Source organism: Psychrobacter sp. CAM01, assembly GCF_032842965.1.
Classification (GTDB): domain Bacteria; phylum Pseudomonadota; class Gammaproteobacteria; order Pseudomonadales; family Moraxellaceae; genus Psychrobacter; species Psychrobacter celer.
The window spans coordinates 209,149-236,029 of record NZ_JAWJBL010000005.1; the positions used below are offsets into that span (position 1 = coordinate 209,149).

Below are 26,881 nucleotides of genomic sequence, written 5' to 3' on the forward strand. Positions count from 1 at the left end.
TTCTGCCTACTATTATTAGCATGAACTGCTGCGCTTACAAAATGATAGTAAGGTAACGAGCAGACCGCTCTAACGTCGCCATTTACCTTGTTATAATCAGCCCGCCTATTGCTTGTTTCATGTTTATACACTTTTGCTCTGCTGGATAATGTTATGTCTGATGTCTTGCTCACTCAACCAAACCGCTCTCATCAACCAGTCAATATCATCTACACGGGCGTCGCTGGTACTGGTAAGACTTATCGATTGCTACAAATCGCCCAGCAATACACCGACGATCTGCCCACCGCAGATGATGAGGCGCTATTGGCCCAGCTGTTACAGAAATTGAGCTGGCGCGAGGTGCTGTGCTTGATATTTTTGCAGATGCGCAAATCGCAGCAGGACTTACTAAAAGTACCAGAGATTGTCGCGCATCCTTTTTTTGTGGCAAAGGCGGCCAAAAATGCCCTTGACAAAAACTTAAGCAGCACCGCTTGGTTGGCGCTGCGTCGCCACAGTCCTGCTGACTCGCGGACGGTCAGCTGTGATAACCGCGCTAGTCAAGCGTATTTTGATAAGGATGAGAGCGGTGCGTGGTATTTGCTGCCTGATAGCATCGACTTGCTAGAGGGTTTATCACAGCAGCTAGCCGAGTTTGAGCAAGCGCAGCACGACAATAGTGCGCGCCAGCAAGCCTTTAGCCAGCAGCGCTTTAGTATGGTGAGCTTTCACCAAGCCTACGGCTATGAAGAGTTTGTCGAAGGGATTCGCCCCGTTATGACATCTGCCAATACCGCCACCAATGCCGCAGGCCGACAGATGCAGTATGGCATTCAAGATGGCGCGTTTTTGTTGTTGTGCCAGCGCGCCGCTCGCGACCCCAAACAACGCTATGCTATGCTGATCGATGAGATCAACCGTGCCAACGTATCACGGGTCTTTGGTGAGCTGCTAAGCTTAATTGAGCCAGATAAACGCACTGGCATGGCCAATGCGATGACGGTAAAGCTGGCGTATTCTGGCCGTACTTTTAGTATTCCGGCCAATGTCGATATTTATGCCACCATGAACACGCAAGATCATTCTTTAGCCCCGCTAGATATGGCGCTGCGCCGGCGCTTCCGATTTATCGATTGTCCGCCACAGCCTGAGCTGCTACCAAGTATCGAGACAGGCCACAGTGCAGACAGTGCTGAGCCTGCTGCCACGATAGCGCTCGATAAACTACTCAGCGGCCTCAATCAGCGCATCACGCAAACGCTTGGCAGCGAAGCGCAGTTGGGCCATGCGTTTTTATGGGCGATAGAGAGTCTGGAGCACTTACAACGCGCCCTGGCCGAGCAAATCATTCCACAATTAGCGCAAGCCGCAGGTGGGCAAGTGGCGGTGCTACAATATATCTTTCAAGATGATGAGCAGCCGCTAGCGATGCAGTTTATACAAGACAGCCAAGCGCTGCTGGCAGGTAGCCGGCCTACACAGACGGCGACTCAAAACGACAGCGCCGCTGGCTATTTGGGCCATGATTCGTTTTTTGGTCAGCCGCACTCGTCTCTAGGGGCAGGGGGCTATAGGATAAATGCAGATCTTATAGCAGGTGCAGGCGCGTTTGCGCAGGCGGCTATCTATCAGCGATTATACTGATGACTGTGCTCCATAACGATAGCAACCTTCATACCGCTGGTAAACCTGAGCTGGGGCAGCCAGCTGTTTCTAAGACAGGCATTATGACAGTGTTTGAGCATCAGCGGCTGACCGCGCGCGACTTTGTGTACGTGACTGATTTTGAATGGCTACTGGCGCAAGAGTTTTCGGTATTTGGCATCAAGCGCAAGCGGGGCCAGTGGCAGCTTCAGGTGGGTCACTATATTGGTATTGTGCATCTGCCAAGTGGCATGGTGCTCGAGATATTACCCAAACGGATGGCGGCGACAAATACACCGCCTCAGCGTCAGTCGCCATCACAGCAGCAAAGCGCTATCAGCCGCACTCGGCTTTGGGTGCAGAGGATGCTGGCAGACTTGATCGCCAGCAACGACTCATCACCGCAGATACTGCCACATAGCAAACACCTTGGCCAGTTTGGTCGCCACGCTGCACCCTTACCGATCAACGCTTTGCCATTGTCAGATTGGCTTATTCAGCAGTTTTTGCAAGGACTGACGCACCACTCACCCACCAAGCACTATCAAACGCAGATCGATAACCAAACCTCATTGCAAGGTCGCCTAGTGATAAAAGCGCAACTGCAGCGCAACCTGCTGCAGCCGCATAAGTTCGTGTGTGAGCGCAGTGTGCTCAGCCAAGAGATGCTAGCCAATAGGCTGATCAAAAGTGCTTTAGAGCAACTTAGCCCATTACTACAGACCTCTGTGCGTTTTCCTCGCATCGGTGCTCAGTTGTCGACGACATGGCAGCGAGTCTCTGCGCTACATGCTCATGAGCTGACGCAGTTGGCGACGGTCTATCAGCAAGCCAAACGCCAGCTTGCTATGCAGCCACTGCATGCGAACGCCGTGCAAGGTGCGCAGCAGCTATTAGAGATGGCGTATTGGCTACTGCGCCAGTCGAGTGTCGCTGGGGCAAATGGTATCGCGCCACCTGCAATAAAACAGCGGCCATCATCACTACGTTTGTGCTTACTGCTAGATATGAACCAAGCTTTTGAGCAGTGGGCCAGCTTACGTATTGCCGCACTGTTTCGGCGTATCAGTACGGATTATCAGCCGCTGTTTCAGGCGCAGCGGGTCTGGTTAAATGACGAGGAGGGGCGAGCTTGTTTGTCTATCCGCCCTGATTTGTTGATTTATCAAACGCCGCCTGACAATGATAATGATAATGACAATGACAACTCAACTCATACGCATCACAAGGCAAAGACGGTCACTAACACGGCAGGTTGCTATAGTCATGTGATTGATATCAAATGGAAAGCGCTAGCAAATGCTGCTGCTATCAGCCCCAGCGATGCTTATCAATTGGCCAGCTATGCGCAGGCTTATCAAGCGCCGCAGGCTTGGCTGGTGTATCCTGTACAAGATGACACGCAGCAACCAACGAGGCTTCGCCAGCTGCCTGTCACAGAAGCGCTCGCCAACAAGGTGCCAAATCATGCCACGCTATGGCTAATACCCTTTAACGTCAACACAGGTACGATAAATAAGGGCAGTGACTTGCTTCCCTGAGAAAATGTAGTATAATGCCCCTGTCGATGAGTAGGTATCATCGATATTAAGGGATATTAAGGCGTTGATTGTGGCCTTTTTTATAAAAACATGCGTTTTTGCGGTAATTTAATAATTCTTTTAAATTTATCAAAAATAGGTGTTGACACAATCGGCTTTACCCCTTAATATGTGCACCTCGATAGCGATGAACATTAACAAGTTAGCGGTTTTGCCAACGACAAGTTACTTGACAAAACTATCGTAAAAATAGAAATATCGGAGTGTGGCGCAGTTTGGTAGCGCATCTGGTTTGGGACCAGAGGGTCGTAGGTTCGAATCCTATCACTCCGACCATCTATTTATTTAAGAGCCTTACAGGCTTTTTTTTATGTATAATGATTGAGTTTATACTACAATAGTATTGTAATCTTAATCAGATATATAAAAAGCCCTTAAGAGCGCCTGTAGCTCAGTTGGATAGAGCACCTGCCTTCTAAGTAGGTGGTCGCAGGTTCGAATCCTGCCAGGCGCGCCATTTAGCCTGCATATCTTGCCTTCCTTGGCCATATTATGGCGGTTGTAGCTCAGTTGGTAGAGCCCCGGGTTGTGATCTCGGTTGTCGTGGGTTCGAGTCCCATCAGTCGCCCCAATTTTTCTTTTCCTATCTTTATCTATCAGTAGCCGTTTTGGTTCTATTGCTGCACCTTTTTTCTGTTTCTTTATTAGACTTCCCTGTCGTCACTCTTGATATTTATCCTTTGATGCTCATAAATAATGACACTGGTTTTGGCCGGCGTTTTTTTGTGCCTGCGTGTTTATACCGCGATCTGATGCTTGGTGCTCATATTTGTCATTCTATCGTTTTATTTAAATGTCACTTGCCCAGCACATAAGTGCGGGCAGTATTTGCGCGCCTCGAGTTTGCTGTATGTGTCTAACGTATGTATATTTTTAACCAGAGTCCACGAGCGAATATTTGACTTGTGTCATCTCTATGAGATAGTTTATTTTGCCAGGTTTGGACACTGCTCATAATCACTGAGGAACGACAGATGGACGCTCTAAGCGTATTGCTACAAAATGTGCATTTGTTTGAAACCAAATACTATCGGCTAAATTGCGTCGGTAATTGGTCTTATTCATTGACGAGAAAAGACACTATTTTATTTTACTTGGTGATGTCTGGCAGTTTTTGTATCGATGTTGGCAATGATCGACGAGAGGTACATGCAGGCGATATTATCATGATTCCCAATACCCATCAGCACACAAGCTATGCGCTAGCGTATGATGGTGATGCCGCCCAACCGCTAGATGAGATGCTCAATAGCTGCAAAGCGCAGACGCTAGATGTCAAAGGTGAGGGCGAGTCTAATTCGTCTCTGATTTTGATTGAGTGTCAGTATGACAAAGAGATGATACGGCCTTTATTGTCTGTCCTGCCATCGATTTTGCCCGAAATCAATGAAGAGTCCGATGGCAGGTTTGAGGTCATTGATGTGGAGATTAAGCTGCTGACCTTGGAAGCTGAGCGCGAGCGTATGGGTAAGACCGCAGTCATCAATCACTGGGCGAGTATCATGATGATTGAGTGTTTGCGCGTCTATATCGAAAGCCTGCCTGAAGCCACTGAGAATTGGCTAAAGGCCATGAAAGATCCGTTTTTGACCAAAGCCTTGGCCGCCATGCATGAAGCCCCAAGCAAAAGCTGGACGATACATAAGCTGGCAGAGGTCGCGGGGATGTCGCGCTCGAGCTTTGCGCAGCGCTTTAAAGACACAGTCGGTATGCCGCCGCTAACGTATCTGATAGATTATCGCTTGCGTTTGGCGGCGCGCTACTTGCGGTTGCAACAAAACAGCATCAGCCGTATCAGTGAGCTGGTCGGCTATGCGTCGGATTCGACCTTTAGCCAAGCATTTAAGCGCGTTTACGGCGTCTCGCCCAAAGCCTATCGCCAGCAGTATCACGGCTAGCGCATGACGTGATGCCGCGTTTATCTGGCTAGGTATTTTGTCTAGTCTAAGTGTTTTAAGCCGCGTGCGGCGGTGGGTATTTTGCCGATGGACGGCTGACAATACGTCGATGTTCAGGTACTATGGAACATTGAGTCATCTGGACGCCAGCGCTTGTGACAAGCGTGCTATATTTCCTTATAAAGCAGGCATATAGTCAGATCTAGATGATGTTTCATTTTGCTGCAGATGGTATGTTATGACTGAACCAACCGCAAAGCCAAACGCCCAAGCCGGTAGCCAATCCGCTATCGAAGCCAATGGCAACAAACCAAGTAATGCGCCTCAAGGCACCGTCAGTGATGCGCAATATCCCATGACAGACGCTCAAACGGATGACAGCGCTGTGGTCTTTGATAAGGCGGCACTGTTGGCCTTGTTTACGGTTGATAGCGCTGTGGACACGGCGCATACAGTCACGTCACAGATGCAAACTGATGCTTCTACTGACAAGGACAGCGTTGCCGCCCAGCGTCTGGCCTTGTACCGTGCTCAGCATGAGCGTACACGGCTCTTGTATATGGCTCCTGCCAATACCCGTCCGACTTATTTGGTACAAACGCTCAAATCACAGTTTGTAGAATACCAGCAATATTTGCTGGCGCAGCAGCTCGATAAACGCGGGCTGATGGATACCGATGGGCTTGAGCGCCTTTGGCAGCAGCTACATGTGGTCGACGACATCATCGCTGATATCGTCCGCCACATGCCCGCGCAGCAGCCAGCAGGGTGGCAGCTGACCACTCAAGAGGGCCGTAACCCGCTGTGCTTTGCCACGATCGGTAAGCTCAAAAACACCAAACCTATCCTTGATCAAGGCAGTCTCAATAGCTATGTGCTTGGACACTTTGGGGTGAGTAGTTTTACTTACGATAGAGGCTATTATATCGGCCATGTAGTTGGCTATTTATTTAGTTGTTATTTTTGCGCGCATCTGTCCATTAGCTATAGCGTCACGGCGCTTGCGCCCGAGGTGGTGGCGGATTATGACTACGCCAGTTTAGAGACACCGCATATGGTGCGGCTGCTACAAGGGCTAGACGGCTATTGCAAAAAACGCATTTATCAATTGGCCGTCATCTGTGCACGGCTGAGCGTGTTTGCAAGTGACAAACGCATCGAGAGAATGCTGATCGCTGAGGTCAATGACTTTGATAAAAAGCTCCAACAGCAGCATTTAGATGTCTTGCTCCTCCAAGGGCTGATGCCAGACAGTAACGACTCCACGCCGCTGTTTTAGGCGACAAAGCCATGCCCTAAGGTTTTGAGCGCTGTTTTATTATTCACTCTCTTTGATCTTCTTAGGATATCTGCTGCTATGCCAGCCTATCATTTTAAAGCGCTTGATGAGCGCGGCAGTATGCAAAAAGGCCTGCTCGAGGGCGATTCGGCGCGGCAGATACGCCAGCAGCTGCGTGATAAGCAGTGGATGCCCGTGGAAGTCAGTGCGGTCAATGACAGACAAGCTAAGCATAAAAACCGCTATAAAAAGCCCTCCGCTTATGAGCTGGCGCTCTTAACCCGTCAGCTGTCTGTCTTGCTGGCAGCAGGTATTCCATTAGAAGAAACCCTAGCCGCCGTCGCCAAACAATCACCAAAGACGCATATCAAGTCTTTAATGCTCGCTGTGCGCTCTCATGTGTTAGAAGGCTTGAGTCTTGCGCGCGCACTACAGCAAGCAGCCAGCTTTCCGCCGCTATATATCGCCACCATTGCCGCAGGCGAGAAATCTGGTCATTTGGATTTGATCCTCAACCAATTGGCAGATTACACCGAAAACCGTTTTGCTTTACAAAAGAAAATCCAAGGGGCGATGGTCTATCCGATTGTGCTGATGGTGATGGCGGTCGGAGTAATCATGGGCTTGATGAGTTTTGTGGTGCCAAAAATCGTCAAGGTCTTTGAGCAATCAGAGCAAGCGCTACCGCTGATCACCCAGATCGTACTGACACTGTCCAATTTTATCACTCAGTGGTGGTGGCTGATGCTGTTGGTATTGGCCGCGCTGGCATTTTTGTGTTATCGCTTTGCCCAAACGCAAGCGGGCAAGCTGGCCATTGACAGTCTGGTACTCAAGCTACCGATATTGGCGCGCTTGTCTAAGGGACTCAATGCCGCGCGCTTTGCCAGTACTTTGGCGATATTGGTGCGCTCAGGGGTGCCGCTGATTGAAGCCCTACATATCGGTGCGGCGGTGACGACCAACTTACATATCAAACAAACCATTGTGAGCGCAGCCGATCGAGTCACAGAAGGTGCTAGCCTCTCTACGCAGTTAGAAAAATCCTCCTATTTTCCGCCGATGATGGTGCAGATGATCAAAAGCGGCGAAAACTCAGGCGAGCTGGAAAACATGCTCAGTCGAGCGGCCAACATGCAAGAGGCCGAAGCCACCAACTTTATCAGTACATTATTGTCATTACTTGAGCCTTTGATGCTGGTATTGATGGGCGTGGTGGTGATGATTATCGTCATGGCAGTGATGCTGCCGATTGTCAATATGAATGATTTGGCCGGTTAAATGCTATGTGGTTTTTAGGATGAATCGACGATATAGACTTGTTTTAAGCGGACTGTATGGGTCATTAGATAACAGTGAGCCGTGGGTCTACCTTGCTTAAACTTGCACCAGCTTGCTTAAGCTTTACTTACTGTTGTACATTGTTGACTGCGAGCCGGATAAACTTCTGCCAACCCCCGTATTAAGCTATAGTAGCCAGCGTCAGTGTCTCTAAAGCCTGCCCGCTGGTTTATGAAGCTAAAAATATATAAAGCCAAAAAAGATAAATTCATAAGATAAGTCGTCTGGCGGCGCTGGATAAAAATAAAATCATGGTCTATAGTGACCATGATGCCGATATCGATAGATAACGGCAAATAAATCAAATCAGGTAACCATGCGCCAAGTATTAAACGCCATTTAAGCGCCTTGATAACTGACACAACTGCGATGATAAAAGTGATGATAATGACTGACAAAACCCCAGCCGCCCCCCGAGCACAGATGACGATGGACAATACAGGTAGCAGCCCGATAAATACCACTCATGCGAAGCCGATTGGCCAATCCGGTTTTACCTTGATCGAGATTATGGTGGTGATTGTCATTTTGGCCATCCTAGCAGGCCTTGTGGTACCCAAAGTGGTGGGACAAAGCGACAGAGCCCGTATCAAAACCACTGAAACCGCGCTGGCCACTGTCTCAAACGCGCTTGATATGTATAAAGTAGACAACTCGCGTTATCCCACCACCGCGCAAGGATTAGAGGCGCTGATCACGCCGCCAAGCGACGCCAAAAACTATCCTGAAGGCGGTTATATCAAAGGCGGCTACCCGACAGATGGCTGGGAAAATGAGCTGCAGTATGTCGCTCCAGGCAGCGAAGGCCGCCCTTATGACTTGTTTTCATTAGGGGCCGACGGCCAGCAGGGCGGTGAAGGGCAAGATGCGGATATTTACGCGCAGCTATAGTCCACAATAGCAAGGTAAGCATTGTATCTCGGCGCAGGATAAAGGCAGTCCAAAATAACATCGACATGCCGATATTATCCGTGCTACTGCTATAAATTTACTTGCGAGCTGTGTTCCTAGAAGCTACGAAAAACTCATCCCAGTAGCACTGTACCAGTTTTAGAGAGAAGCAGGCTCAAGCTCAAGCCTTGCAGTTTTTTTTATGATGAACAGATATCAACCAATAACAGCTTATTGGTTGATATTTTTTATTAGTGACACAAGTTATGATTTTTGTTAACTACTCTTTATTGAGCGGGTTTTGTTATAGACTGTCTCGGTATATATATTAATATTATAATTATTTTTAATATATTTTGCTTTGTATAAGCAGCCTCGCTGCTTTGAGCATGATTTAATCTGCGTTATCAAGTTTGACATCAGTTATTAAGAGGTATCATTTATGGGTATATCGACATCTACGACAAAACACCAGTCAGCGTGCGTACGTGCGGCGGCAATCATTTTTGCTAGTACCTCACTGATAGCAGCGGGAACCATAAGTGCTCAAGCAGCCAGCCTTAGCGGTTTGTTTAACAGCAGTAATAACGGGTCGTCAAAGTTTTTATCAGTTGAGCAAGCGTTTAGCGTAGATAGCAGCAGCAAAGCCACCAAAAAAGGCACGCAGCTGTCAATTACGTTTGATATCACCCCTGAACATTATGTTTACAAAAACCAGCTGAAACTGCGCTTTCCTAAGGGCATTAAAGCCACGCCATTTACCTTTAACCAAAAGCCTGTGACCATTGATGATCCGACTTTTGGCAAGGTGCCTGTATTTACTCAAAAAAGTGTCACCGCTACCACTACCTTAACCACTGCCAATGGCAAGGGCGCAAAAAACGTCCCTGTGGTGATTCATTGGCAGGGCTGCGCTGAGGCAGGATTATGCTATCCACCAGAGAAGATTGCGACCAAAGTTGATATCGCAGTGCCACGCTAAGCCGTTGCTGACATTTTGATCCGATCCTGAGTAATAAATAGGTAGCCTTTCATGCCCGCACATATAGCAACACAGCCGCCGACCACGACTACCGGCGAAACCATCGTTCCTAAACAAGCCAAGCATACGTCCCATTACAGAGTAAAAAACCGCCCTTATCTATCGGCACTCGTGCTAAGTGCCAGCACTCTGCTGGCAGGGCTAAGCGCGCCGATGCCCGCGCACGCAGCAGGGTTGGGCGACTTGTTTGGTGGTAGCAGTGACAGTCGTGCACAAAAAAAGTTTTTATCCGTCGATGAGGCCTTTGATGTCAGCAGTAGTAGCAGCCCTGCCAAAGCTGGCACGCGCTTGTTGATCAATTTTGATATCACCCCTGAGCACTATGTTTATAAAAATCAGCTCAAGCTGACACTGCCTGATGGGGTAAAGGCCGCGCCGTTTACCTTTAGTCAGCAGCCCGTTTCTATCGACGATCCGACCTTCGGCCGCGTACCAGTGTTTGATCAGGCCAATGTAGTGGCGAGCACCACGCTGAGTACGATAGATGGCAAGCCTCTGGACAATGCTGCGATTACGATTGGCTGGCAGGGCTGCGCCAAAGCAGGGCTGTGCTATCCACCAGAGAAAATAAAAACCACAGTCAGTATCGCCGCTGCACCCTCCCAGAGCCGCGCCAATAATGCGTCAGCGACTGACCAAGACGTGACAGCTAAAAGCACTGTGGCCAATACTGACGCCAATACCGTAGATACTGATGCTCGAGATGAGGCGACCATCAGTGAGCCGCTAACCACATCATCGGCTGCTGCGTCGCCAGAGAGTGCCAGCGGCTTTGCTGGTAAGCAGATGGATGATGAAGTCGTCGACTATGATTTGATAGAAGATGTGTCATTGGAGGGTGAGATTGCTGGTGCAGCTGCGCCCATAGCAGACACTCAGCAGTCAACTGATCGCGCCGCGCCAAGCAGTAGTGAGACTGCCGCTATCGGCGCGATGGATAGCGACCCTTTTGGCCTAGCGTCTCATCCATGGCTGGCATTGGCATTGCTGTTTTTAGCAGGTTTGGGCTTGGCCTTGACGCCTTGCGTCCTGCCCATGCTACCCATTGTGGCCAATATCGTCGCCCGTGAAGACAATCCTACGGTCAAACGCGGTGTGCTTTTGACAGGTAGCTACGCCATCGGGGTAGCCACCGCTTATGGGATTTTAGGTGCGGTTATTGCGGTGTTTGGTGAGTCCTTAGGTATCATCGGCTGGCTACAAAACCCGATTATCTTAATCAGCTTTGCCATTGTGTTTGTACTTTTGGCGTTATATATGCTGGGAGTTTTTAGTATTCGTTTGCCCAGTGCCATCAGCAGCAAGATGCAGCGCTTGAGTCAAGCAGGAGATAGCAAGCTTGGCAGTGCGGGCGGCAGCCTAATCGCTGGTTTTTTATCTGCGCTGGTGGTATCGCCCTGTGTCTCAGCGCCGTTATTTGGCGCGCTGCTAGCGGTGTCTACCATTGGCAGTCCGCTGCTTGGGTTTGTCGCTTTATTTATGCTGGGTTTTGGTCTGTCCGCGCCGCTGATCCTAATCGGTGCCACTCAAGGTAAAATCATGCCCAAAGCTGGCGAGTGGATGAACTGGGTTAAGCAAGGCTTTGCGTTGCTGCTTTTTGCTGTGGCGCTGTTGCTGATTGAGCGCGTCTTTATCTCGCCTGTCATGCTGGTCGTATGGGCGCTTTGGTTTATGGTGCTGGCGACATGGGCATGGAGCTGGCTTGGTAAAGGGCGCGTCTTAACCCAAGCGCTGGGCTTAATCGCTGGGATTTGGGCGGCTTGTTTGATGATAGGTGCCGCTTTGGGTAACGACGACAGTCTGCATCCGCTGGCCTCTCTAAGCGCCGCGCCTATGATGATGACATCTGCAAATGGCGCATCAGGTGCGAGCAATAGCGCCAATGACGCGCATATCACCACCCTTGCCGAGCTAGATGCTATTTTGGCTGACAATCCGAAAGTCATTGTCGATGTGACGGCAGAGTGGTGTGTTGAGTGCCGTATTATAGAAAAAAACCTATTTCATAATCGCCCCGCTCAGATGCAAGACTGGCTGCTGGTCAGACTCGATATCACAGAGACGACAGAGGACTCAAAAGCCATCTTAGCGCGTTATCAGTTGTTTGGGCCGCCAGCATTGCTCTATTATCAAGACGGGCAGTTGGTCAATCAGCAAGTAGGGGAAATCAGTCGTTCGGTATTTGAGCAGACTTTAGAGGCGCTCAATCGCTAATCATCTCCATGGATAAATAATAGCTAAAAGGGTGAGTGGCCCATCTCCAAATACCCGCCTGATGTAACAGCCAATGCTGTGTTTTTATTAATTAAAAGCCAAGCGCCTAACATAGTAGGCGCTTGGCTTTTTTGGATAAGGAGCCTTGTGAGTAGGAGAGTGATAGACTAACTATTTGCTTTTATAGGTATTAGATGTCCTTGTTTGTTTATACAGACATGGTGCTTGATATAATGGTAACCTCTATTATCTCTCGCTAGTCAAAGTAAGGGGACATGGAGATTTGCCTTTTTGTGTTTGTGAATATCTGTATTTGTAGCAAGGATAACGCTAGTATAGTGTCTATATTTTCATTACAATAAAGCAACAATGCTGAAGGGCTGGGTAAATTGTCAGCTCAGCCCTCGATGTTCATTCATGAATGGTTTTTATATTAGCGCTGATGCTAATGGTATATTCATTATCTAAAATACTCTACTGACCTTATTGTTGGTCAGATAAAGGACACCTATGTTTGCCCATATCATTACTCAACGTCAATTACCGCAAGCCTGTGCCACAAGCCAGCCATCTGGTGGCTTATCACTTAACTGTCGTCAAAATAGCCATCGCCATCTATGTGTTGCAATCGCGGCGGCTTTGAGCTTGACGGCCTTACAAGCTCACGCTGCGATGGACGAGCAAACTTATCGGGAGCTGCCAGTTCCAGATGCGGCGTTTGAGTATGAGGATTATGAGGTGCCGCACAGCGAGGCCGACCCTAAGCCATCAACGAGCGCAGAGGCAGGTAAGCAAAACCGTAAAGTGGTCAGTAAAGAATTTATCGCCAAACAAGCAGAGCTGTTTGCTGAATGTACCGAGGTACAGCTGGCGACCGCGCGTTTGGCTTGTTTTGATAAAGTGGCAGAGCAAGGCAAAACACCAAGCTATACCACCACCAAACAGCCTGTGGACTTAGCCAAAACCTTTCAAAGCACACTGTCAGGCAACCCGCAAGTGGTGTTTGTAGAAGAAAGCTCTACCATCACAACCGATAGCAGCAGCGCCGTCGCTGCCGAGCTGCCCCAACAAGCGGCGTCCTCGCCTGAAACGCAGAGTCTAGACACGGTGGGGTTGACCCAGCGAGAAGCCAAAGTACTCGAAAGTGTTGGTGTCAAGCAAACAGACATCGAAAAGTACACCCCGCTGAGCCTATCTTATGATTTGGATAAAAACAGTGAGCGCGGCACTTGGACCGTCAGACCTTATCGTCCAACCTACTTACTGCCGCTGTTTTATACCTTTGACCCTAACTTGGGGCCAAGCAGTCCTTCACAAGACACCGAGCCTTTTACGTCCAATGATGTCCGTGAGACGGAGCTGAAGTTTCAGCTGTCGTTAAAGACCAAAGTGGCAGAGGACTTGTTTGATAGTAGTGCTGATTTATGGTTTGGCTATACCCAAGAGTCGCATTGGCAAGTGTATAACGAAGATAACTCTCGGCCGTTTCGCGCCACCGACTATCAGCCTGAGATATTTTTGACCCAGCCTGTGACCGCTGACTTACCCTTTGGCGGCCGTCTACGTATGCTAGGTGCAGGTGCCATTCATCACTCTAATGGCCAAGATGATCCGTTATCGCGTTCGTGGAACCGCGCGTATCTGATGGCAGGGGCTGAGTGGGGCAAGTTGTCGGTCGTGCCGCGGCTCTGGGCGCGCGTCAACAACGAAAGCAGCAGCAGCGAAGACAACCCTGATATCGAAGACTACATGGGCTATGGTGATATCAAATTCCTATACGACTTGCCAGATCAGCAAAGCCTAAGTGGCACGTTGCGCTATAACCCCAGCACCAATAAAGGCGCGGCGCAGATCGACTACATTTATCCACTGACCAAAAACGTCAATGGCTATGTACAGCTGTTCCAAGGCTATGGCGAGTCTATCATCGACTATAACCACGAAAATACCTCCATCGGTTTTGGTATCGTCTTAAATGATTGGAAGGGGTTTTAAGGCCTGATCGACGGCCTTTGACTGCTAAGGAGTACAAGCAATGCGCCGACTGGCTCCTTATCAAGCTGGACTATGGCTGGCAGAGTATGTGGATATACGCTGCCAGCTATGCCGCGTATATCGCAGCACCGCACCATCCCAGCTGTTGACCTCGCATCTATCCCCAGCCGCTCCTTTTATTGCTGATTCAATGCTTACCGATATTTACCGTGGTAAGGTTACTCGGTATATCCATCGTCACTTGAGTCGCGGTCTGCTCTGTGCTCATTGTCATCATGGTATTACATGGTTGCCCAAACCATTTAGAGTCGATATCGCAGCTGGCAGCGCCTTGAGCATTCAGGCGTCTACTTTTTATGACTATCCTATTCGGCAAGCCATTCGCGCTTTCAAGCATGACGAAGACATGAGCAAACTACCACTGCTGCTCCATGCGATTCGTCAACTACCACGGCCACGTGGCTGCCATCACGATAATGCTGTCATCGTCGCGATGCCAACCACCCCTCAACGTCTGGTAAAACGTGGCTTTGATCCGGTCAGTATCTTAGCTGCGCAGCTGTCTAAGCATTGGCAGATACCGCTATGGCAAGGTGTCCGGCGTATCGATCACACCGTCAGCCAGCAAGGCCTGACACGCGCTGAGCGCCTCAGTAATCTCAATAATGCTTTTGTGCTGACCGAAACCCCGCCAGTTAAACGTTTACTGCTGTTCGATGATGTCGCAACCACAGGCGCGAGCCTACAAGCGCTGGGCCGCGCTTTGTACAAGCCTGCTACCAATACCACCTCTGCGTCCTCATTACCGACCAACCGCTACCACCTATCTGCCTATGCACTCGCTCATGGGAGTCAGCAGTAAGCTTGCTGGCTTGCGACTTCGATTTGATATACACTAAATAATTCTGGAATGTTTCTGTAACGATGATATGAGTAACTGATAAGATAAGAGACCGTATCGCTAGACTTGATAAATCTATTAGATCAGCAATGAGTATAGACTTGAGTAATAGTAAATGGTACAAAAATTGCAGGTATATAGTTCAAGCCTATTAAACAACCTTTTAAGATGCCTTTATAAAGATTAAATTTCAAGCGGTTAAATACGCTATTGTTTGATAAGAATCACGTCAGTTTTTGACAGTAACCAAGAATAGGATAGCGACATGCATAATTCTACGGTAAAGATATCACAAGCCAGATTTATAGCTTGCTTAGGGTTCACATTGGTTGAGCTAATGGTGACGATCGTGGTCTTAGGTATTGTTGCAAGCATTGCTGCTCCTAGTATAAGTAAACAGTTAGCAAATCAGCGAGTAAAATCAACAACCACTACTTTAGTAAATGTGTTAAAAGGGGCTAGAGCTGAAAGTAGTATTAATAAAATACCCGTAACCGTTAGCTATATTAATGGAAATAAGTCAAACAATATGATCAATGTTGAGGTTCCCTATTCAGGCCCGTTAGTATCTTTAACAGTAACAAGACCTAAAGACTGGACAAGCTTTTTTATTAATTCAGCATGGGCGTTAGATACGCCACCGACAGATCCAGATAGTGGCGGAAACGGAAACGGAAACGGGAACGGGAACGGAAACGGAAACGGAAACGGAAACGGAAACGGAAACGGAAACGGAAACGGGAACGGAAACGGGAACGGAAACGGAAACGGAAACGGAAACGGAAACGGGAACGGAAACGGAAACGGAAACGGAAACGGAAACGGAGACGGGAACGGAGACGGGAACGGAGACGGGAACGGGAACGGGAACGGGAACGGGAACGGGAACGGGAACGGGAACGGGAACGGGAACGGAGACGGGAACGGGAACGGAGACGGGAACGGGAACGGGAACGGGAACGGGAACGGGAACGGGAACGGGAACGGGAACGGGAACGGGAACGGGAACGGGAACGGGAACGGAGACGGGAACGGAGACGGGAACGGAGACGGGAACGGAGACGGGAACGGAGACGGGAACGGAGACGGGAACGGAGACGGGAACGGGAACGGAGCTGGAAACCCTACAGAATCAAACTTAGTAATTATTGCGACTTATCCATATGATGCGAAGAGTATTGTAAAGTCTTCAGCGAATAAGATAACTTTCAGGCCTAATAAAACAGTAAGTGCCGGGGTCACATATACTATTTGTGATAGTAACAAATCCGCCACCTCTAGACAGGTAGTTGTTAGTAGCGTAGGACTAATCAGTAGCAAGCTAGGAGGGGTTTGTGAATGAGAGTTAATAATAGGCAGTCAGGTATCGGGCTAGTAGAGGTATTGGTTGCTGTATTACTGTTGTCTGTTGCAGTATTGGGTTTTAGTGCTTTACAAATGCGTGCAGTCAGCGCCACAGATGAGAGTCTTATACGCACAAAGTCTTTGACTATAATACGTAACTTAGCTGAGGTTATGCGTGCCTATCCTGAAGCATATGTGACAGGTAGTGGCAGCAGCTTTGCCAAAGCAGTAGCTAGTGATAACAACGCAGTACCAACTGTACAAGCGGTGGTTAGTAGTAATGCAACGGATAGCGTTACGATCGATAGTCAAGTCGTGAGTATTGTAGGAACAGATAGCTGTCTATCTACCACCACTAAAAACATAGAAGGTAAAGAGATCGCCCAGCAGTCCTGTGATATCAATCAGTTAGCAGCACGTGATGCTTTAATAGTTAAAAAAATGGCAAAAGATCAAGATCTTAGTGTTAGTATCGTTATGTGCCCAGGTACATCTGCACAAGCCATTCAACAGCAAATGTGTGTTATCACGGCATGGAGTGATACCAAGGCTATCCTTGATGATAATGATAGTAAAGCTTGTGCCTCTGCTAATGGTGTATATAAGACAGGTAGTCACTGTCTTATCTCGGAGGCTTACTAGATGACAAAATACCGTACTGCCCGTTTGTTGTCCAATGCATCTTTAACGAGCATGCGTGGTTTCACTCTTATTGAGTTGATGATTGCTTTAGTGCTTGGGCTTTTGGTTTCTGCAGCTGTAATGCAGGTCTATTTGATTAATACTCGTACCATCACTATCCAACAAAGCGCTTCTGAGGTACAAGATAGCAGTATTTTCGCTATGCAAGCTATTGAAGAGCACGTTCGTCTAGCAAATCTAGGGAACCCTATCAGTTATATCACGGATGCTACTGATCATGGTGGTATTGTATTAACTCAAACCAACTTAGGTACAAATAATACAACCGCTACCAAGTACCTTACATTAAATAGCGCTACTGGTTTATCCAACATCAAAGATAAGCCAAGTGACCAATTAACTATTCAGTATAAGAACATCACTCCATATGATCTATATGATTGTGAAGGTGGAAAAATTGAAGTAGCAGAACAAGACTGGGTCGTTGAGCGTTACTTTGTGCGTCTAGCAACAGGTGCAAGTAATTCAGCTACCACTAAAGACTTGGTATTAGCTTGTACAGCAGGGCGTGTAGATACAGATGGTAATGTGACAGAGGCATTTACTGGCAATGGTGAAGTAGTAGTTGCAGCTATTGATCAATTCAAAATCCTTTTGGGTGTGCAGGCAGCTGTCGATCAGCTGACTTATTTGCCGCCTAGCGTTTATTTAGATATTGATAAGCCAACTGAGGGCGAAAAACCTGCTATTACAAGCGTCAAGCTTGGCATGATCGTACGTAGTAACACACCGCTCATCACTGATACTGATGCAGATGAGTTTACTTTGTTAGGCACAAAGCACGAACTTAAAGCAGATAGCTCGCGTAAAAAATACTATCGACGTAGCTATGAATCGACTATATTGTTACGAAGTGCTCGGATAATGAGCATTGTGGCTACTGTCAATAACACACCATAAAGGAGAGTCAAGTGTCTGATATGCCGAGCTCATATCCTAGCGAGTTGCCAGTTGCCCAACAGGGTGCTGTACTAATCGTGGTATTGTTATTTTTGATGTTAATCATCTTGGTGGGTGTTATTGCGGTCAGACAGAGTACGACAGACTTACGACTGGCCACCAGTGACCAAATAAATACCTTATTATTACAGTCAGCTGATAATGCTCATCAAAATATAGAACAGAGCATCAATGGCAGTAGTAACACAAATATTTATAACGACATGATCTCACGTAGTGGTCCTTTTGGGCACTTCATGTTAAATAGCGATAGTATAGATCATGAGTATATCTTTTGCTTTCGTCCACGGGGGCAATTTTTTGACATCAATAAAGCCTCAATCATTACTCCATCTGGTAGTTTGAATAATAAAGGTTATTGTAATCCAGCTGTGTCTGATGACTACATCAGCGCTCGTAATGCCAGCATGACTCAGGTCAGTGTTGCCCTAACGCCGCCTAGCTCTGAAAACGAGCCTTTTAGAAGTTATACAATCGGTCAAGACAGTAGCGAGATATCTAGTCAAGCTTTTACTTTTGATATTAATAGTACGGCAGTATTACCAGCATATGGTGACACATCGGTAGGTAGCAAAAATTGTTTTGAACAAACAAGCCGCTTACACTCAGTAAATGATACGGCTGATACTATCGGAGGCTGTATGACAAAAGCGGGTGTGCCAAGTACGGTCATCTATGAGATGGCCAATGTCGAAAACCAATCTAAACGCACTAAATGTGTCAATTTTGGTAAAGGTAGCGGTAAGCTCTGCACATTACCTACTAGTTAGTCCAACCACCATAGTTATGTCTGAGTCAAATATTAAAATATTGCTATTAGGAGTAGGTCATGATCTACAGAAATAACAAATCGTACTCACGCAAGTGGCCTATCAAAGCATTGACAGCGTCAATAATTATGGGTCTGATAACGACATCTGCGCATACCAATACTGCCACTATTAAGCGCAAACCGATTGGCGACTTAGAGATTTATGCACCTGCTAAGCCTGGAACGGCTGCTATTTTTATGATGTTAGATACATCAGGAAGTATGAGCTATTATGACGGCTCTTGTAAGGGTAAAAAGAGCGATAGAACAGATAAAGCCATTCAGCTGGTTGTGTATGAGCGTGAAAAAGATGCAAATCAGCCCGATGGTCTGCTACGAGATGAAAACGGTAATACAGTTTTAAACTTTAATAAAGTGCATGCGCAAGGAACCTATACTCCTTATGGTTGTACTGATAGGTATGACCAAAGTAATATAACAACTGATCGCATGACGCAGCTCAAATTAGCCCTTTTAGAGCTACTTGCTGATAGGGTTTATAACGTACAAGATGGAAGTCTCAAACCGACAGGTTCGCTACCTGATGATTATAGTATTGGCATGGGGAACTATAGTCTCAATGGTGATGGTAGTCGGGCGGTTATTCTAACACCTACCCGCGAGTTGAGCGCAGAGCAGCGTGTTGAATTGCTCAATAAGGTCATAGGTCTAAACCCTACTGGAGGAACGCCTACAGCCCACGCTTTAGCAGAATCTGGTGCTTATATGATGGGCACCTCTACAAAAGATAGTGGTTATAGTAATAGTACTTGGTGGAGCGGTTTTGACTACTCTGATAACAGTACCAAAAATAACGGCAGTTATATATCGCCCCTCAATGATGAAGAATGTAGTGGTAATGGTATTTATCTATTAACTGATGGTTATCCTAATGGTAGTAGCACTAGCAGAGCAAAAGCTATTATGAATAACTCACTGTCTTACTCATCGTCTTTATCTATAAATACTTGCAGTGGTTTGCCAAATGTAAATAGTAATAGAGGCTGGGCATGTATGGCAAGCTATGCTGCGCTACTACGTAACCCTGCTAACAACCCAAAAGGGCTACCGATCAAAACGGCGACCGTTGGATTTGGTAAAGATTTTGATGGCTTAACAGGTACTCGTAATATTATTGTCAATGGTAAATCAAAAGAAGTCACCGATTGCAACAGCGGAAACAATGTCGATGACGATATTCGTAACCTTTGTAAGCTTGGTGAACGCAAAGGTGATGATGAAGTAAAAACCTTTGGCGATGGCGGTTTTTACTATACCGAAAAGTCTGAAGATATTGCTGCCAGTATCGTTGACTTTGCTTCAGGTTTGGTTCAAATAATCAACACAGCACCCTCTGGCACGATCACAATTCCTGATGATCCATATCGTGCTGCTAATCAGCTACCTTATGCCTATCTACCTATGCTAGATCCAGATATTGCCTCAGCAAGCAGTATCTGGCGCGGCAACCTAAAAAAGTATGACCTAAATAAAGGCACATTATATGGTAAAAACGATAAGCTGCTATATGAAGATGTCGCAGGTAACCTAAGTGCTGCCACTCAAGACTTGTGGCAAACCGTTGGAGTTAGTGTAGATGGTAAGCCGGCTAATAATAATATTGCCGCTGGCGGTGTCTATGCACAGCTGAAGTCACCAAACTCCGGACTATCTAGTCTGCGTACTGTCTATGTAGAAGACACTCTACAGGACAAAAAGACGCCTGTTTTACGCAAAATAACTGTGGATAGTAATGGTAAGCCACAAAACTTCGGCAACCTTGTTGATAGTGTTTATACCGACGCAAATGAAATAAACAAACGTCGTTTACTGAGCTTTTTAGGTTTTAGTGAAGTATTGACTAAAGATGGTCAGTCGACTAGCTCTGATGAAGTAGATAAGCTAAAACTCGACCAGCCTACCAATGAAGTCAAGGTACTTGGTGGAGTAGTGCACTCTACACCCACAGCAGTCTCTTATGGCGCGACCTTAGATAACAATGGCCGTATCACTGATACGCGCGACGATTACGTATTATTTGGCTCAATGGATGGGGCACTGCATTTAGTCGACGCTGATACAGGTGTAGAAGAGTTCGCTATCATCCCTAAGCTTATGGTGGAGACGCAACCAAAAGCATTGGTAGAAGGTTCTATAAAAGATGAAGTTGGAACACCATATTTCGGTGTTGATGCGCCGTGGCTGGTCACCACTGATTATAAATACGATTTAGAGAATAAAAGAGTCACAGTGGATACTACAGATGATAAGGGTATGTTTGCTTATGGTGGCTTGCGAATGGGTGGACAAGCTTTCTACGGTATAGACATTAGTGATAGATCCAGTCCTAAAATTAAATTTAGTATCACGCCAAACACCTTAAACGGTGAGCCCTCGACGAAGTTTTCTCGACTTGGACAAATTTGGAGTAAACCAACAGCGGCCAAAATTCGCTTAAATAAAGGATCAGACGCTAACAAAAACACTGAACCTACTGATGTCCTGATATTTGGTGGTGGCTATGATATGAGCTACGAAGACGCTGAGTATGCTCCTACTGATAGCAAGCCTGCTAAAGGCAATGCTATCTACATGATTAATGCTAAGACTGGTGATTTAATTTGGTCAGCGACCAAAAGTGATAATAGCAACATGATTCATAGTTTTACGGGCGAAATTACCGTACTTGACCGTGACAATGACGGGCTGATGGATCATCTTTATGCTGCTGACCTTGGTGGACAGGTGTTTCGAGCAGACTTTGAAAATGCGCGAATCGAGCAGTTTGGTTTTGACGCAGTTGATAAGTTTAGCAATAAAAGTATGACTCGTATCCTAAATGCCAGTGCTGATGTCGACAAAAAATATGCATACCGTTTTTATACCCGTCCAGTAGTAAGCTTCTACCGTAGCGAAGGCGGCTCTAACAACGGTAGTATCTTTGCCCTTATTAATGTCATCTCTGGTAATCGTAGCTCGCCACTGTCGACGTTGCGTGACAACAATGAGTATGCCAATCGAGTCTACGGTATCATTGACACTGATATCTCGAGTATTGATTTATACAAAGATGGATTCACTAAAACCGTCACTGATTTGAAAAATGAAAACTTGGTGAATTTGGCCGATAAGCTTGCGGGTACTGTGACTGCCGATAAGAAGTCTGAGGTCAAGAAGTTGATGATTACGGGTGGCAAAAAAGGCTGGTATTATCCACTGACTCGTTTTGACGGCTATAGTAAAGTCAGATACAACAAGGGTGTAGGTGACATGGCTGCTATCAACAATATCTTATATACCACTGTCTATAACCCCGATAAAATCTATGGCGCCGTCTCAAGTTGTGCAGCACGAATCGTAGGTGGTTCAGAGCGTCAGCTATATTGTCTACCTTACGGTATCTGTATGGATGATGATTCAGTGACAGGCACTGGTGGCTACGTTCCAGCAGGACAAGGTATTCAAGAGCTGACGCTTGGTGCATACAACGCTGATAACAAAGACATAAAGGTCTTGATAGGTACTACTACTATTGCTGATCGTATCGAAGCTGCAAACCGTGCTGGATACGGTCAAGATGGTTTTAAGAACGACAGTAATATCAAAGATCTTTATCCTGGTACTGGTAAGCCAAGTCAAGCTGGTGGTGATGGTAGCGCAACGGAATACTTATTTAATGAGCGCTATACGCTACAGCCAAAAGCATGGTATGAGCAAAACAGCAGTCAATAAAAAACTGGTGTTTTATAGTGAGACTTCGTCAAGATAAAAGATAAGGGTGACAAAAGATGGCGGCAAACATAATGGCATATCGCTCATCAGTCGCGCGCCGCGTGGCTCAGGGCTTTACGCTTATCGAGCTGATGATTATCATTTTTATCATCGGTATACTAGCTGCCATCGCTATTCCTAGCTATCGGCGCTATGCAGTACTAAATGCGGAGCGTGATGTCCAAGCTAAGATGCAACAACTTCAAATAGAGCTGGAGCGATGGCGCAGCAGACAGCTTAGCTATCAAGGGTTTGCTCCGCAAAAAATAACTACTAGCAACGGTACTGCTACTCCAACTTATGTTTATGACGACACACCAACCAATAAAACGATTTATGTCCCAAGTGGGAGTAACGCTAGTAATTATCGTTACCAGATTACGTTGGTTGATGGTAGAGACACCAGCAGCTCTTTGATAACTAGCGGCACTGATGTTGATACAGTCACAGGTCGCTCATGGAAAATGCTAGCCTCACCTAACAACACAGGTATCACTAAAAATGCTCACTATATGATGCTCGGCAGTAACGGTGTGCGTTGTCAAAGTGAGAATGAAGTAAAAATAGGCGATAAGAACTGCGGCACAGGCCAGAAGGAGTGGTAATGATCAACAGTAGCAAGCATACACAGAGAGGTTTTACTCTCGTCGAGATTATGATCGTCGTCGCTATCATCGGTGTGCTCGCGGCTATCGCTTATCCCAGCTATCAGCGCTATGTCATCAAGACCAAGCGGGTCGATATGATGACAGAGATGCAAAATATCGCCTCTGAGATTGAGAGTCGCAAGCTGGCACAGGGTAGCTACCGCGCTATCAGCGCGCAGATCAAAGCAGACTTTGCGACCGCCTATCCTCAGCAAGGGACAGCTCTATACGATGTCAGTATCGAGCCAACTACCCTGACGCCTCCCGACAACACCTTGACCAATAAATGGATGATTACGGCAACGCCGAAGTCTGGTACGCAAATGGCAAGTGATGGCGTCTTGAGCCTTAATTATCAAAACATTAAATGCCGTACTATCGGTAATGAAAAAAAATGCGGCACTGGCAGCGAGTGGAATGACTAAAAAATAGTCTGGCAACTGACAATTATTGTCAGTTATCGTGAGCCAAAGTAGCTGCCATTGACATAAATTGACACTTTTAGGTATGCTTAGCGTAACAATTAGTGTCAGTAGATAGCAGTATGGTAAGTATCTACATCAAAGTATAGATAAATAGCGATAAAAATTGGGCACTTAGCATATATACCTACTGTGACTAATGATATTGGCACGCTATATGCATCTAATAGAGCACGAAAGACCAATACATTATATAACGAGAGATAGCGTGAGCGAATATCCGTTATCTTTACCCTCTCTAAAGGAGTTCTTATGAACACTCAAAAAGGTTTTACCCTAATCGAACTCATGATCGTGGTTGCGATCATCGGTATCCTAGCTGCTATCGCTATTCCTCAGTATCAGAACTATATTACTAAATCACAAGTGTCACGTGTAATGGCTGAAACTGGTAACTATAAGACAGCTGTAGAAGACTGTGTAAACTCTGGTAAAATTACAGGTAGTGCTGCTGGCGATTGTACTGCTGCTGACTTAGGCCTAACGGCATCTAACTTACTAGGTTCAGCAGTTGGTGGAGACACGGTGGAAGGAGCTAAAGCAGCAACACCGAAAGTCGAGATCGTTGCAGATGGTAGTGCAAAGATTCAAGGAAAATTTGGTAATAATGCTTCTGCTAACTTAAAAGGTGATACACCTAAACTATTAGTTTGGACACGTAGCACAGCTGGGAGTTGGAAATGTGAAACAAGTGTTGAAGCTAAGTACGCCCCTAACGGTTGTACTGCAGGTGCTAGTCTGACAGCATTCTAATATAGGTACATATTTACAATCGTGAACTAAAAAAAGCTGAGTATTATACTTGGCTTTTTTTATGCTTAATTATTTATATGTTAATTTAAGTCATTATAAAAAATATGATTACCTAAATAATGGTATAAGCCAATGTTTCAAAAACTAAAATTAACAGATATTATTATCGTCAGTGTTCTATTGTTTATTACAATAATAGCTGGCTATTATTATAGTAACTCGTTAGCGCGTAATCTATTATGGCAAAAATTATATCCAGTACGTGCTGAGCTATCAGTACGTGAAGTGAGCTGTAGTAATAATAGCCCTACATGGCTATCTGATATCTTAACCTATCAAACCAAACATAATAACGCCCCTGCCAACCAAATTGCCTATATTGAACCAAATGGTAAATTACACCATTGCGAAAATGGCTATGTCGGTCAGTATCCTCTACTATCAGAAAGCGTTACCGACCAAACGCGTTTTCGCTATGCCAGCGTAACCAAGCTGTGGACGGCAGATGCTATTTTATCCTTAGTGAAAGACGGTAAGCTATCACTCGATACGCCAGTCGCCAAGATAATCAGCGAAATTGACACGCCAACAGATAGCAGAATCAGTGACATTACTATTGGTCAGCTATTACTGCATCGTGCAGGGTTTGACCGTTATAGTGTGTTTGGTCAGGATATGTTTGGCATCGGTAAAGACATTTGCCCTAATAATTTAACGGGTCTAAATAATATTACTCTAGGCTTTGACCCTGATAGTAAAACCAGCTATTCTAATCTGGGCTACTGTCTACTGGGCGAAGTTGTTAGCCGCATCTATAACAAACCATATACGAAGGTCATCGCAGAAAACTATAGTTTTGCTGACACGAGTCTACGTTTTATATCCAATCATGCTATGAATGATGAGGTGACATATAACTATGTCGAAACAGGGCTAACTGGATACGCCGATATCTATAAAGCGTTTGATTATGAAGGGCTTGCGTCGGCTGCAGGGTTATCGGGAAATGCTATTGATTTAGCCCAACAAGTACAGGCAATGTCGCTTAAATCACCACCAAACATATTGACAGACAGCTCTAAAGTAGCCTGTGATTTGACACAAATAGCAGAGTGCTATGGTTATGCAATGGTTACTTATCAGCCTAACGAACCATCCACCATAATTTATTATCGTGATGGTAACTTATTAGGCTTATCTTCTTTGGTAGCGGCCAGTGATAGTGGCGGCGTGGTGGCCTTGTTGAGCAATGGCACATCAAACGAAGGCGTCAAGGGCAGTAATAAGGTAAAGATGATGATATACCAACATATGATTGATCAATAGTAACAAGCATAGGCTAGGCTCTTAGCTTAGCTCATATCATGCAAGACAAAATTCTGAACAAAATGTCCAGTGTATGCAAAGTCTGATTTAACCGAAAAAGCCAAACGTACTGTTTGGCTTTTTTATGTTTAATAACTGGCTAGTCGCCAAACCTAACTGGCACGCTCTCTGCACCATAGCAATTATCCCATTAATTGATAATAATGCTATGAAGTATCAACATAATACTGCCGCAAATCGTCACCTGACACAATCAGGCAGCGCGCAATCTGGCTATACCTTAATTGAGCTAATGATTGCCGTCGCTATCATCGGTATCTTGGCAGCGACAGCGACCGTCAGCTATCAGACGCAGGTCAGAAAGACCCAGATCCTGACTATTTATAAAGAAATAAATCACTTTCGTCTGCCATATCGCACACTGATTGACAATGGCGCAGGGGTGACCGATTTTAGTCCTCGTGGGCTAAATATGCCAGCCCAGACCAAATATTGTCAGTTTACCGTCACAGCACCGCTGGCTGGCAGTACGACAGCAAATGCTATTATTTGTCGTATTCACAACCTGCCTTATTTGCAAGCTCAGACGCTCAGCCTTGATTATTTAGCGGATGGGGCGTGGCAATGTCAGGCAAGTGCGGGTATCAAAGACGCATATCTACCACAAGCTTGTCAGTAGTTATGATAAAAAAACCACCGAACAGCAGCTGCCGCTCGGTGGTTTTTTATTGACGGGTTTTATCCATGCGTCAAAGTGCGATCAGGCTGCCTACTTCTCCAAATACTGAATCTTACCCTCGACGCCGTCCCATTTAGCGGCTTCTGGCATCTGCTCTTTTATCTCTGTGATGTTTGGCCATTTTTGCGCCAGCTCTTCATTTAGCTGAGTGAATATCTCTTGCCCCTTTGGCACCTCATCTTCTGAGAAGATGGCATTGGCAGGGCATTCAGGCTCACATAGCGCGCAGTCGATGCACTCATCAGGGTCGATGACCAAAAAGTTTGGTCCTTCATAAAAGCAGTCCACAGGACAGACTTCCACACAGTCGGTGTATTTGCAAAGAATGCAGTTATCTGTAACGACAAAGGTCATAGTGATGTCTACCTGTTATTGATTTGGCTGATATGGTGTCTGTATCGTCAGCGCCTACCGCGGCGAGTATGACGGCGATCGCTATATTCAATCGTCGCGGCAGTCTGCCTAATGATGCACCATAAGGGCTAGAGTAACTAAAAAACTAGATTGACTAAAAACAAGCCACATTTTAGCGCCTTTATGCTGATTTGACAATTCCCT

Annotated in this window: 22 protein-coding genes and 3 tRNA genes; 23 read left to right on the plus strand and 2 right to left on the minus strand. The window is 46.3% G+C overall.

Features of this window, described 5'->3' with window-relative positions; genetic code table 11:
• Positions 1-153: 153 nt before the first annotated feature.
• The 8 genes from R0I52_RS02540 to gspF all read left to right on the plus strand — a co-directional run bounded on the left by R0I52_RS02540 (position 154) and on the right by gspF (position 7,685).
• Positions 154-1,626: an McrB family protein gene (locus R0I52_RS02540; RefSeq protein ID WP_317053022.1), complete on the plus strand. Its 1,473-nt coding sequence runs from the start codon at positions 154-156 to the stop codon at positions 1,624-1,626.
• On the plus strand, positions 1,626-3,167 hold the full coding sequence (locus R0I52_RS02545) for a 5-methylcytosine restriction system specificity protein McrC (RefSeq protein WP_317053023.1): 1,542 nt from the start codon (positions 1,626-1,628) through the stop codon (positions 3,165-3,167). Before R0I52_RS02540 ends, R0I52_RS02545 begins: the two co-directional genes overlap by 1 nt.
• Positions 3,168-3,426: 259 nt before the next feature.
• Positions 3,427-3,503 (plus strand) — tRNA-Pro (locus tag R0I52_RS02550).
• A gap of 104 nt (positions 3,504-3,607) precedes the next feature.
• Positions 3,608-3,684, plus strand: a tRNA-Arg gene (locus R0I52_RS02555).
• Between the two features lie 38 nt (positions 3,685-3,722).
• Positions 3,723-3,798 (plus strand) — tRNA-His (locus R0I52_RS02560).
• A 403-nt stretch (positions 3,799-4,201) separates the two neighbouring features.
• On the plus strand, positions 4,202-5,125 hold the full coding sequence (locus tag R0I52_RS02565; protein WP_317053024.1) for an AraC family transcriptional regulator: 924 nt from the start codon (positions 4,202-4,204) through the stop codon (positions 5,123-5,125).
• Between the two features lie 238 nt (positions 5,126-5,363).
• Entirely contained in the window at positions 5,364-6,404 is a 1,041-nt protein-coding gene (locus tag R0I52_RS02570; protein ID WP_317053025.1) for a hypothetical protein, read from the plus strand.
• Between the two features lie 78 nt (positions 6,405-6,482).
• Positions 6,483-7,685: a type II secretion system inner membrane protein GspF gene (gene gspF, locus R0I52_RS02575; protein ID WP_317053026.1), complete on the plus strand. Its 1,203-nt coding sequence runs from the start codon at positions 6,483-6,485 to the stop codon at positions 7,683-7,685.
• A gap of 116 nt (positions 7,686-7,801) precedes the next feature.
• Here the strand turns inward: gspF and R0I52_RS02580 are convergent, their stop codons facing one another.
• Positions 7,802-8,143 carry a hypothetical protein gene (locus R0I52_RS02580; protein ID WP_317053027.1) on the minus strand — a complete coding sequence of 114 codons (342 nt, stop codon included), beginning with the start codon at positions 8,141-8,143 and terminating at the stop codon, positions 7,802-7,804.
• A gap of 31 nt (positions 8,144-8,174) precedes the next feature.
• Between R0I52_RS02580 and gspG the strand changes: the two genes are divergently transcribed.
• The 15 genes from gspG (at position 8,175) to R0I52_RS02660 (ending at position 26,263) form a co-directional block, all read left to right on the plus strand.
• Positions 8,175-8,636, plus strand: coding sequence for a type II secretion system major pseudopilin GspG (gspG, locus tag R0I52_RS02585; protein WP_317053085.1), 462 nt, complete (start codon positions 8,175-8,177; stop codon positions 8,634-8,636).
• A 442-nt stretch (positions 8,637-9,078) separates the two neighbouring features.
• Complete coding sequence (locus R0I52_RS02590) at positions 9,079-9,618, plus strand: protein-disulfide reductase DsbD domain-containing protein (RefSeq protein WP_317053028.1); 540 nt, start codon at positions 9,079-9,081, stop codon at positions 9,616-9,618.
• A 51-nt stretch (positions 9,619-9,669) separates the two neighbouring features.
• The gene (locus tag R0I52_RS02595) at positions 9,670-11,892 is read left to right on the plus strand and encodes a protein-disulfide reductase DsbD domain-containing protein (protein WP_317053029.1); all 2,223 of its coding nucleotides are present in this window, start codon (positions 9,670-9,672) and stop codon (positions 11,890-11,892) included.
• A gap of 510 nt (positions 11,893-12,402) precedes the next feature.
• Positions 12,403-13,887: a phospholipase A gene (locus tag R0I52_RS02600; protein WP_317053030.1), complete on the plus strand. Its 1,485-nt coding sequence runs from the start codon at positions 12,403-12,405 to the stop codon at positions 13,885-13,887.
• A gap of 40 nt (positions 13,888-13,927) precedes the next feature.
• Entirely contained in the window at positions 13,928-14,749 is an 822-nt protein-coding gene (locus R0I52_RS02605; RefSeq protein ID WP_317053031.1) for a ComF family protein, read from the plus strand.
• A 568-nt stretch (positions 14,750-15,317) separates the two neighbouring features.
• Positions 15,318-16,130 (plus strand): hypothetical protein, encoded by an 813-nt coding sequence (locus tag R0I52_RS02615; protein WP_317053090.1) that lies wholly within the window; start codon positions 15,318-15,320, stop codon positions 16,128-16,130.
• Positions 16,127-16,774 (plus strand): type IV pilus modification protein PilV, encoded by a 648-nt coding sequence (gene pilV / locus R0I52_RS02620; protein WP_317053032.1) that lies wholly within the window; start codon positions 16,127-16,129, stop codon positions 16,772-16,774. Before R0I52_RS02615 ends, pilV begins: the two co-directional genes overlap by 4 nt.
• Positions 16,775-17,734, plus strand: a complete 960-nt coding sequence (locus R0I52_RS02625; RefSeq protein WP_243456343.1) for a PilW family protein — start codon at positions 16,775-16,777, stop codon at positions 17,732-17,734. It begins immediately after the preceding gene.
• A 20-nt stretch (positions 17,735-17,754) separates the two neighbouring features.
• Positions 17,755-18,564: a PilX N-terminal domain-containing pilus assembly protein gene (locus R0I52_RS02630; RefSeq protein WP_100748968.1), complete on the plus strand. Its 810-nt coding sequence runs from the start codon at positions 17,755-17,757 to the stop codon at positions 18,562-18,564.
• 128 nt (positions 18,565-18,692) lie between these two features.
• Positions 18,693-22,337, plus strand: a complete 3,645-nt coding sequence (locus R0I52_RS02635) for a PilC/PilY family type IV pilus protein (protein WP_317053033.1) — start codon at positions 18,693-18,695, stop codon at positions 22,335-22,337.
• Positions 22,338-22,393: 56 nt separating this feature from the next.
• Complete coding sequence (locus R0I52_RS02640; protein WP_317053034.1) at positions 22,394-22,981, plus strand: prepilin-type N-terminal cleavage/methylation domain-containing protein; 588 nt, start codon at positions 22,394-22,396, stop codon at positions 22,979-22,981.
• Entirely contained in the window at positions 22,981-23,448 is a 468-nt protein-coding gene (locus tag R0I52_RS02645) for a type IV pilin protein (protein ID WP_317053035.1), read from the plus strand. Before R0I52_RS02640 ends, R0I52_RS02645 begins: the two co-directional genes overlap by 1 nt.
• A gap of 309 nt (positions 23,449-23,757) precedes the next feature.
• A complete protein-coding gene (locus R0I52_RS02650; protein ID WP_317053036.1) occupies positions 23,758-24,258 on the plus strand; it encodes a pilin in 501 nt (166 codons plus the stop codon).
• A gap of 132 nt (positions 24,259-24,390) precedes the next feature.
• A complete protein-coding gene (locus R0I52_RS02655; RefSeq protein WP_317053037.1) occupies positions 24,391-25,584 on the plus strand; it encodes a serine hydrolase domain-containing protein in 1,194 nt (397 codons plus the stop codon).
• Positions 25,585-25,792: 208 nt separating this feature from the next.
• Complete coding sequence (locus R0I52_RS02660; protein WP_317053038.1) at positions 25,793-26,263, plus strand: prepilin-type N-terminal cleavage/methylation domain-containing protein; 471 nt, start codon at positions 25,793-25,795, stop codon at positions 26,261-26,263.
• Between the two features lie 90 nt (positions 26,264-26,353).
• Here R0I52_RS02660 and fdxA read toward each other — a convergent pair whose 3' ends face one another.
• Complete coding sequence (fdxA, locus tag R0I52_RS02665; protein WP_317053039.1) at positions 26,354-26,677, minus strand: ferredoxin FdxA; 324 nt, start codon at positions 26,675-26,677, stop codon at positions 26,354-26,356.
• Between the last annotated feature and the right edge of the window lie 204 nt (positions 26,678-26,881).

Bases quoted from the DNA above. Each gene is read 5' to 3' on its own strand.
- R0I52_RS02540 (WP_317053022.1), top strand. From the start codon at position 154: ATGTCTGATGTCTTGCTCACTCAACCAAACCGCTCTCATCAACCAGTC.
- R0I52_RS02545 (WP_317053023.1), top strand. From the start codon at position 1,626: ATGACTGTGCTCCATAACGATAGCAACCTTCATACCGCTGGTAAACCT.
- R0I52_RS02565 (WP_317053024.1), top strand. From the start codon at position 4,202: ATGGACGCTCTAAGCGTATTGCTACAAAATGTGCATTTGTTTGAAACC.
- R0I52_RS02570 (WP_317053025.1), top strand. From the start codon at position 5,364: ATGACTGAACCAACCGCAAAGCCAAACGCCCAAGCCGGTAGCCAATCC.
- gspF (WP_317053026.1), top strand. From the start codon at position 6,483: ATGCCAGCCTATCATTTTAAAGCGCTTGATGAGCGCGGCAGTATGCAA.
- gspG (WP_317053085.1), top strand. From the start codon at position 8,175: ATGGACAATACAGGTAGCAGCCCGATAAATACCACTCATGCGAAGCCG.
- R0I52_RS02590 (WP_317053028.1), top strand. From the start codon at position 9,079: ATGGGTATATCGACATCTACGACAAAACACCAGTCAGCGTGCGTACGT.
- R0I52_RS02595 (WP_317053029.1), top strand. From the start codon at position 9,670: ATGCCCGCACATATAGCAACACAGCCGCCGACCACGACTACCGGCGAA.
- R0I52_RS02600 (WP_317053030.1), top strand. From the start codon at position 12,403: ATGTTTGCCCATATCATTACTCAACGTCAATTACCGCAAGCCTGTGCC.
- R0I52_RS02605 (WP_317053031.1), top strand. From the start codon at position 13,928: ATGCGCCGACTGGCTCCTTATCAAGCTGGACTATGGCTGGCAGAGTAT.
- R0I52_RS02615 (WP_317053090.1), top strand. From the start codon at position 15,318: ATGATCAATGTTGAGGTTCCCTATTCAGGCCCGTTAGTATCTTTAACA.
- pilV (WP_317053032.1), top strand. From the start codon at position 16,127: ATGAGAGTTAATAATAGGCAGTCAGGTATCGGGCTAGTAGAGGTATTG.
- R0I52_RS02625 (WP_243456343.1), top strand. From the start codon at position 16,775: ATGACAAAATACCGTACTGCCCGTTTGTTGTCCAATGCATCTTTAACG.
- R0I52_RS02630 (WP_100748968.1), top strand. From the start codon at position 17,755: ATGCCGAGCTCATATCCTAGCGAGTTGCCAGTTGCCCAACAGGGTGCT.
- R0I52_RS02635 (WP_317053033.1), top strand. From the start codon at position 18,693: ATGGGTCTGATAACGACATCTGCGCATACCAATACTGCCACTATTAAG.
- R0I52_RS02640 (WP_317053034.1), top strand. From the start codon at position 22,394: ATGGCGGCAAACATAATGGCATATCGCTCATCAGTCGCGCGCCGCGTG.
- R0I52_RS02645 (WP_317053035.1), top strand. From the start codon at position 22,981: ATGATCAACAGTAGCAAGCATACACAGAGAGGTTTTACTCTCGTCGAG.
- R0I52_RS02650 (WP_317053036.1), top strand. From the start codon at position 23,758: ATGAACACTCAAAAAGGTTTTACCCTAATCGAACTCATGATCGTGGTT.
- R0I52_RS02655 (WP_317053037.1), top strand. From the start codon at position 24,391: ATGTTTCAAAAACTAAAATTAACAGATATTATTATCGTCAGTGTTCTA.
- R0I52_RS02660 (WP_317053038.1), top strand. From the start codon at position 25,793: ATGAAGTATCAACATAATACTGCCGCAAATCGTCACCTGACACAATCA.
- fdxA (WP_317053039.1), bottom strand. From the start codon at position 26,677: ATGACCTTTGTCGTTACAGATAACTGCATTCTTTGCAAATACACCGAC.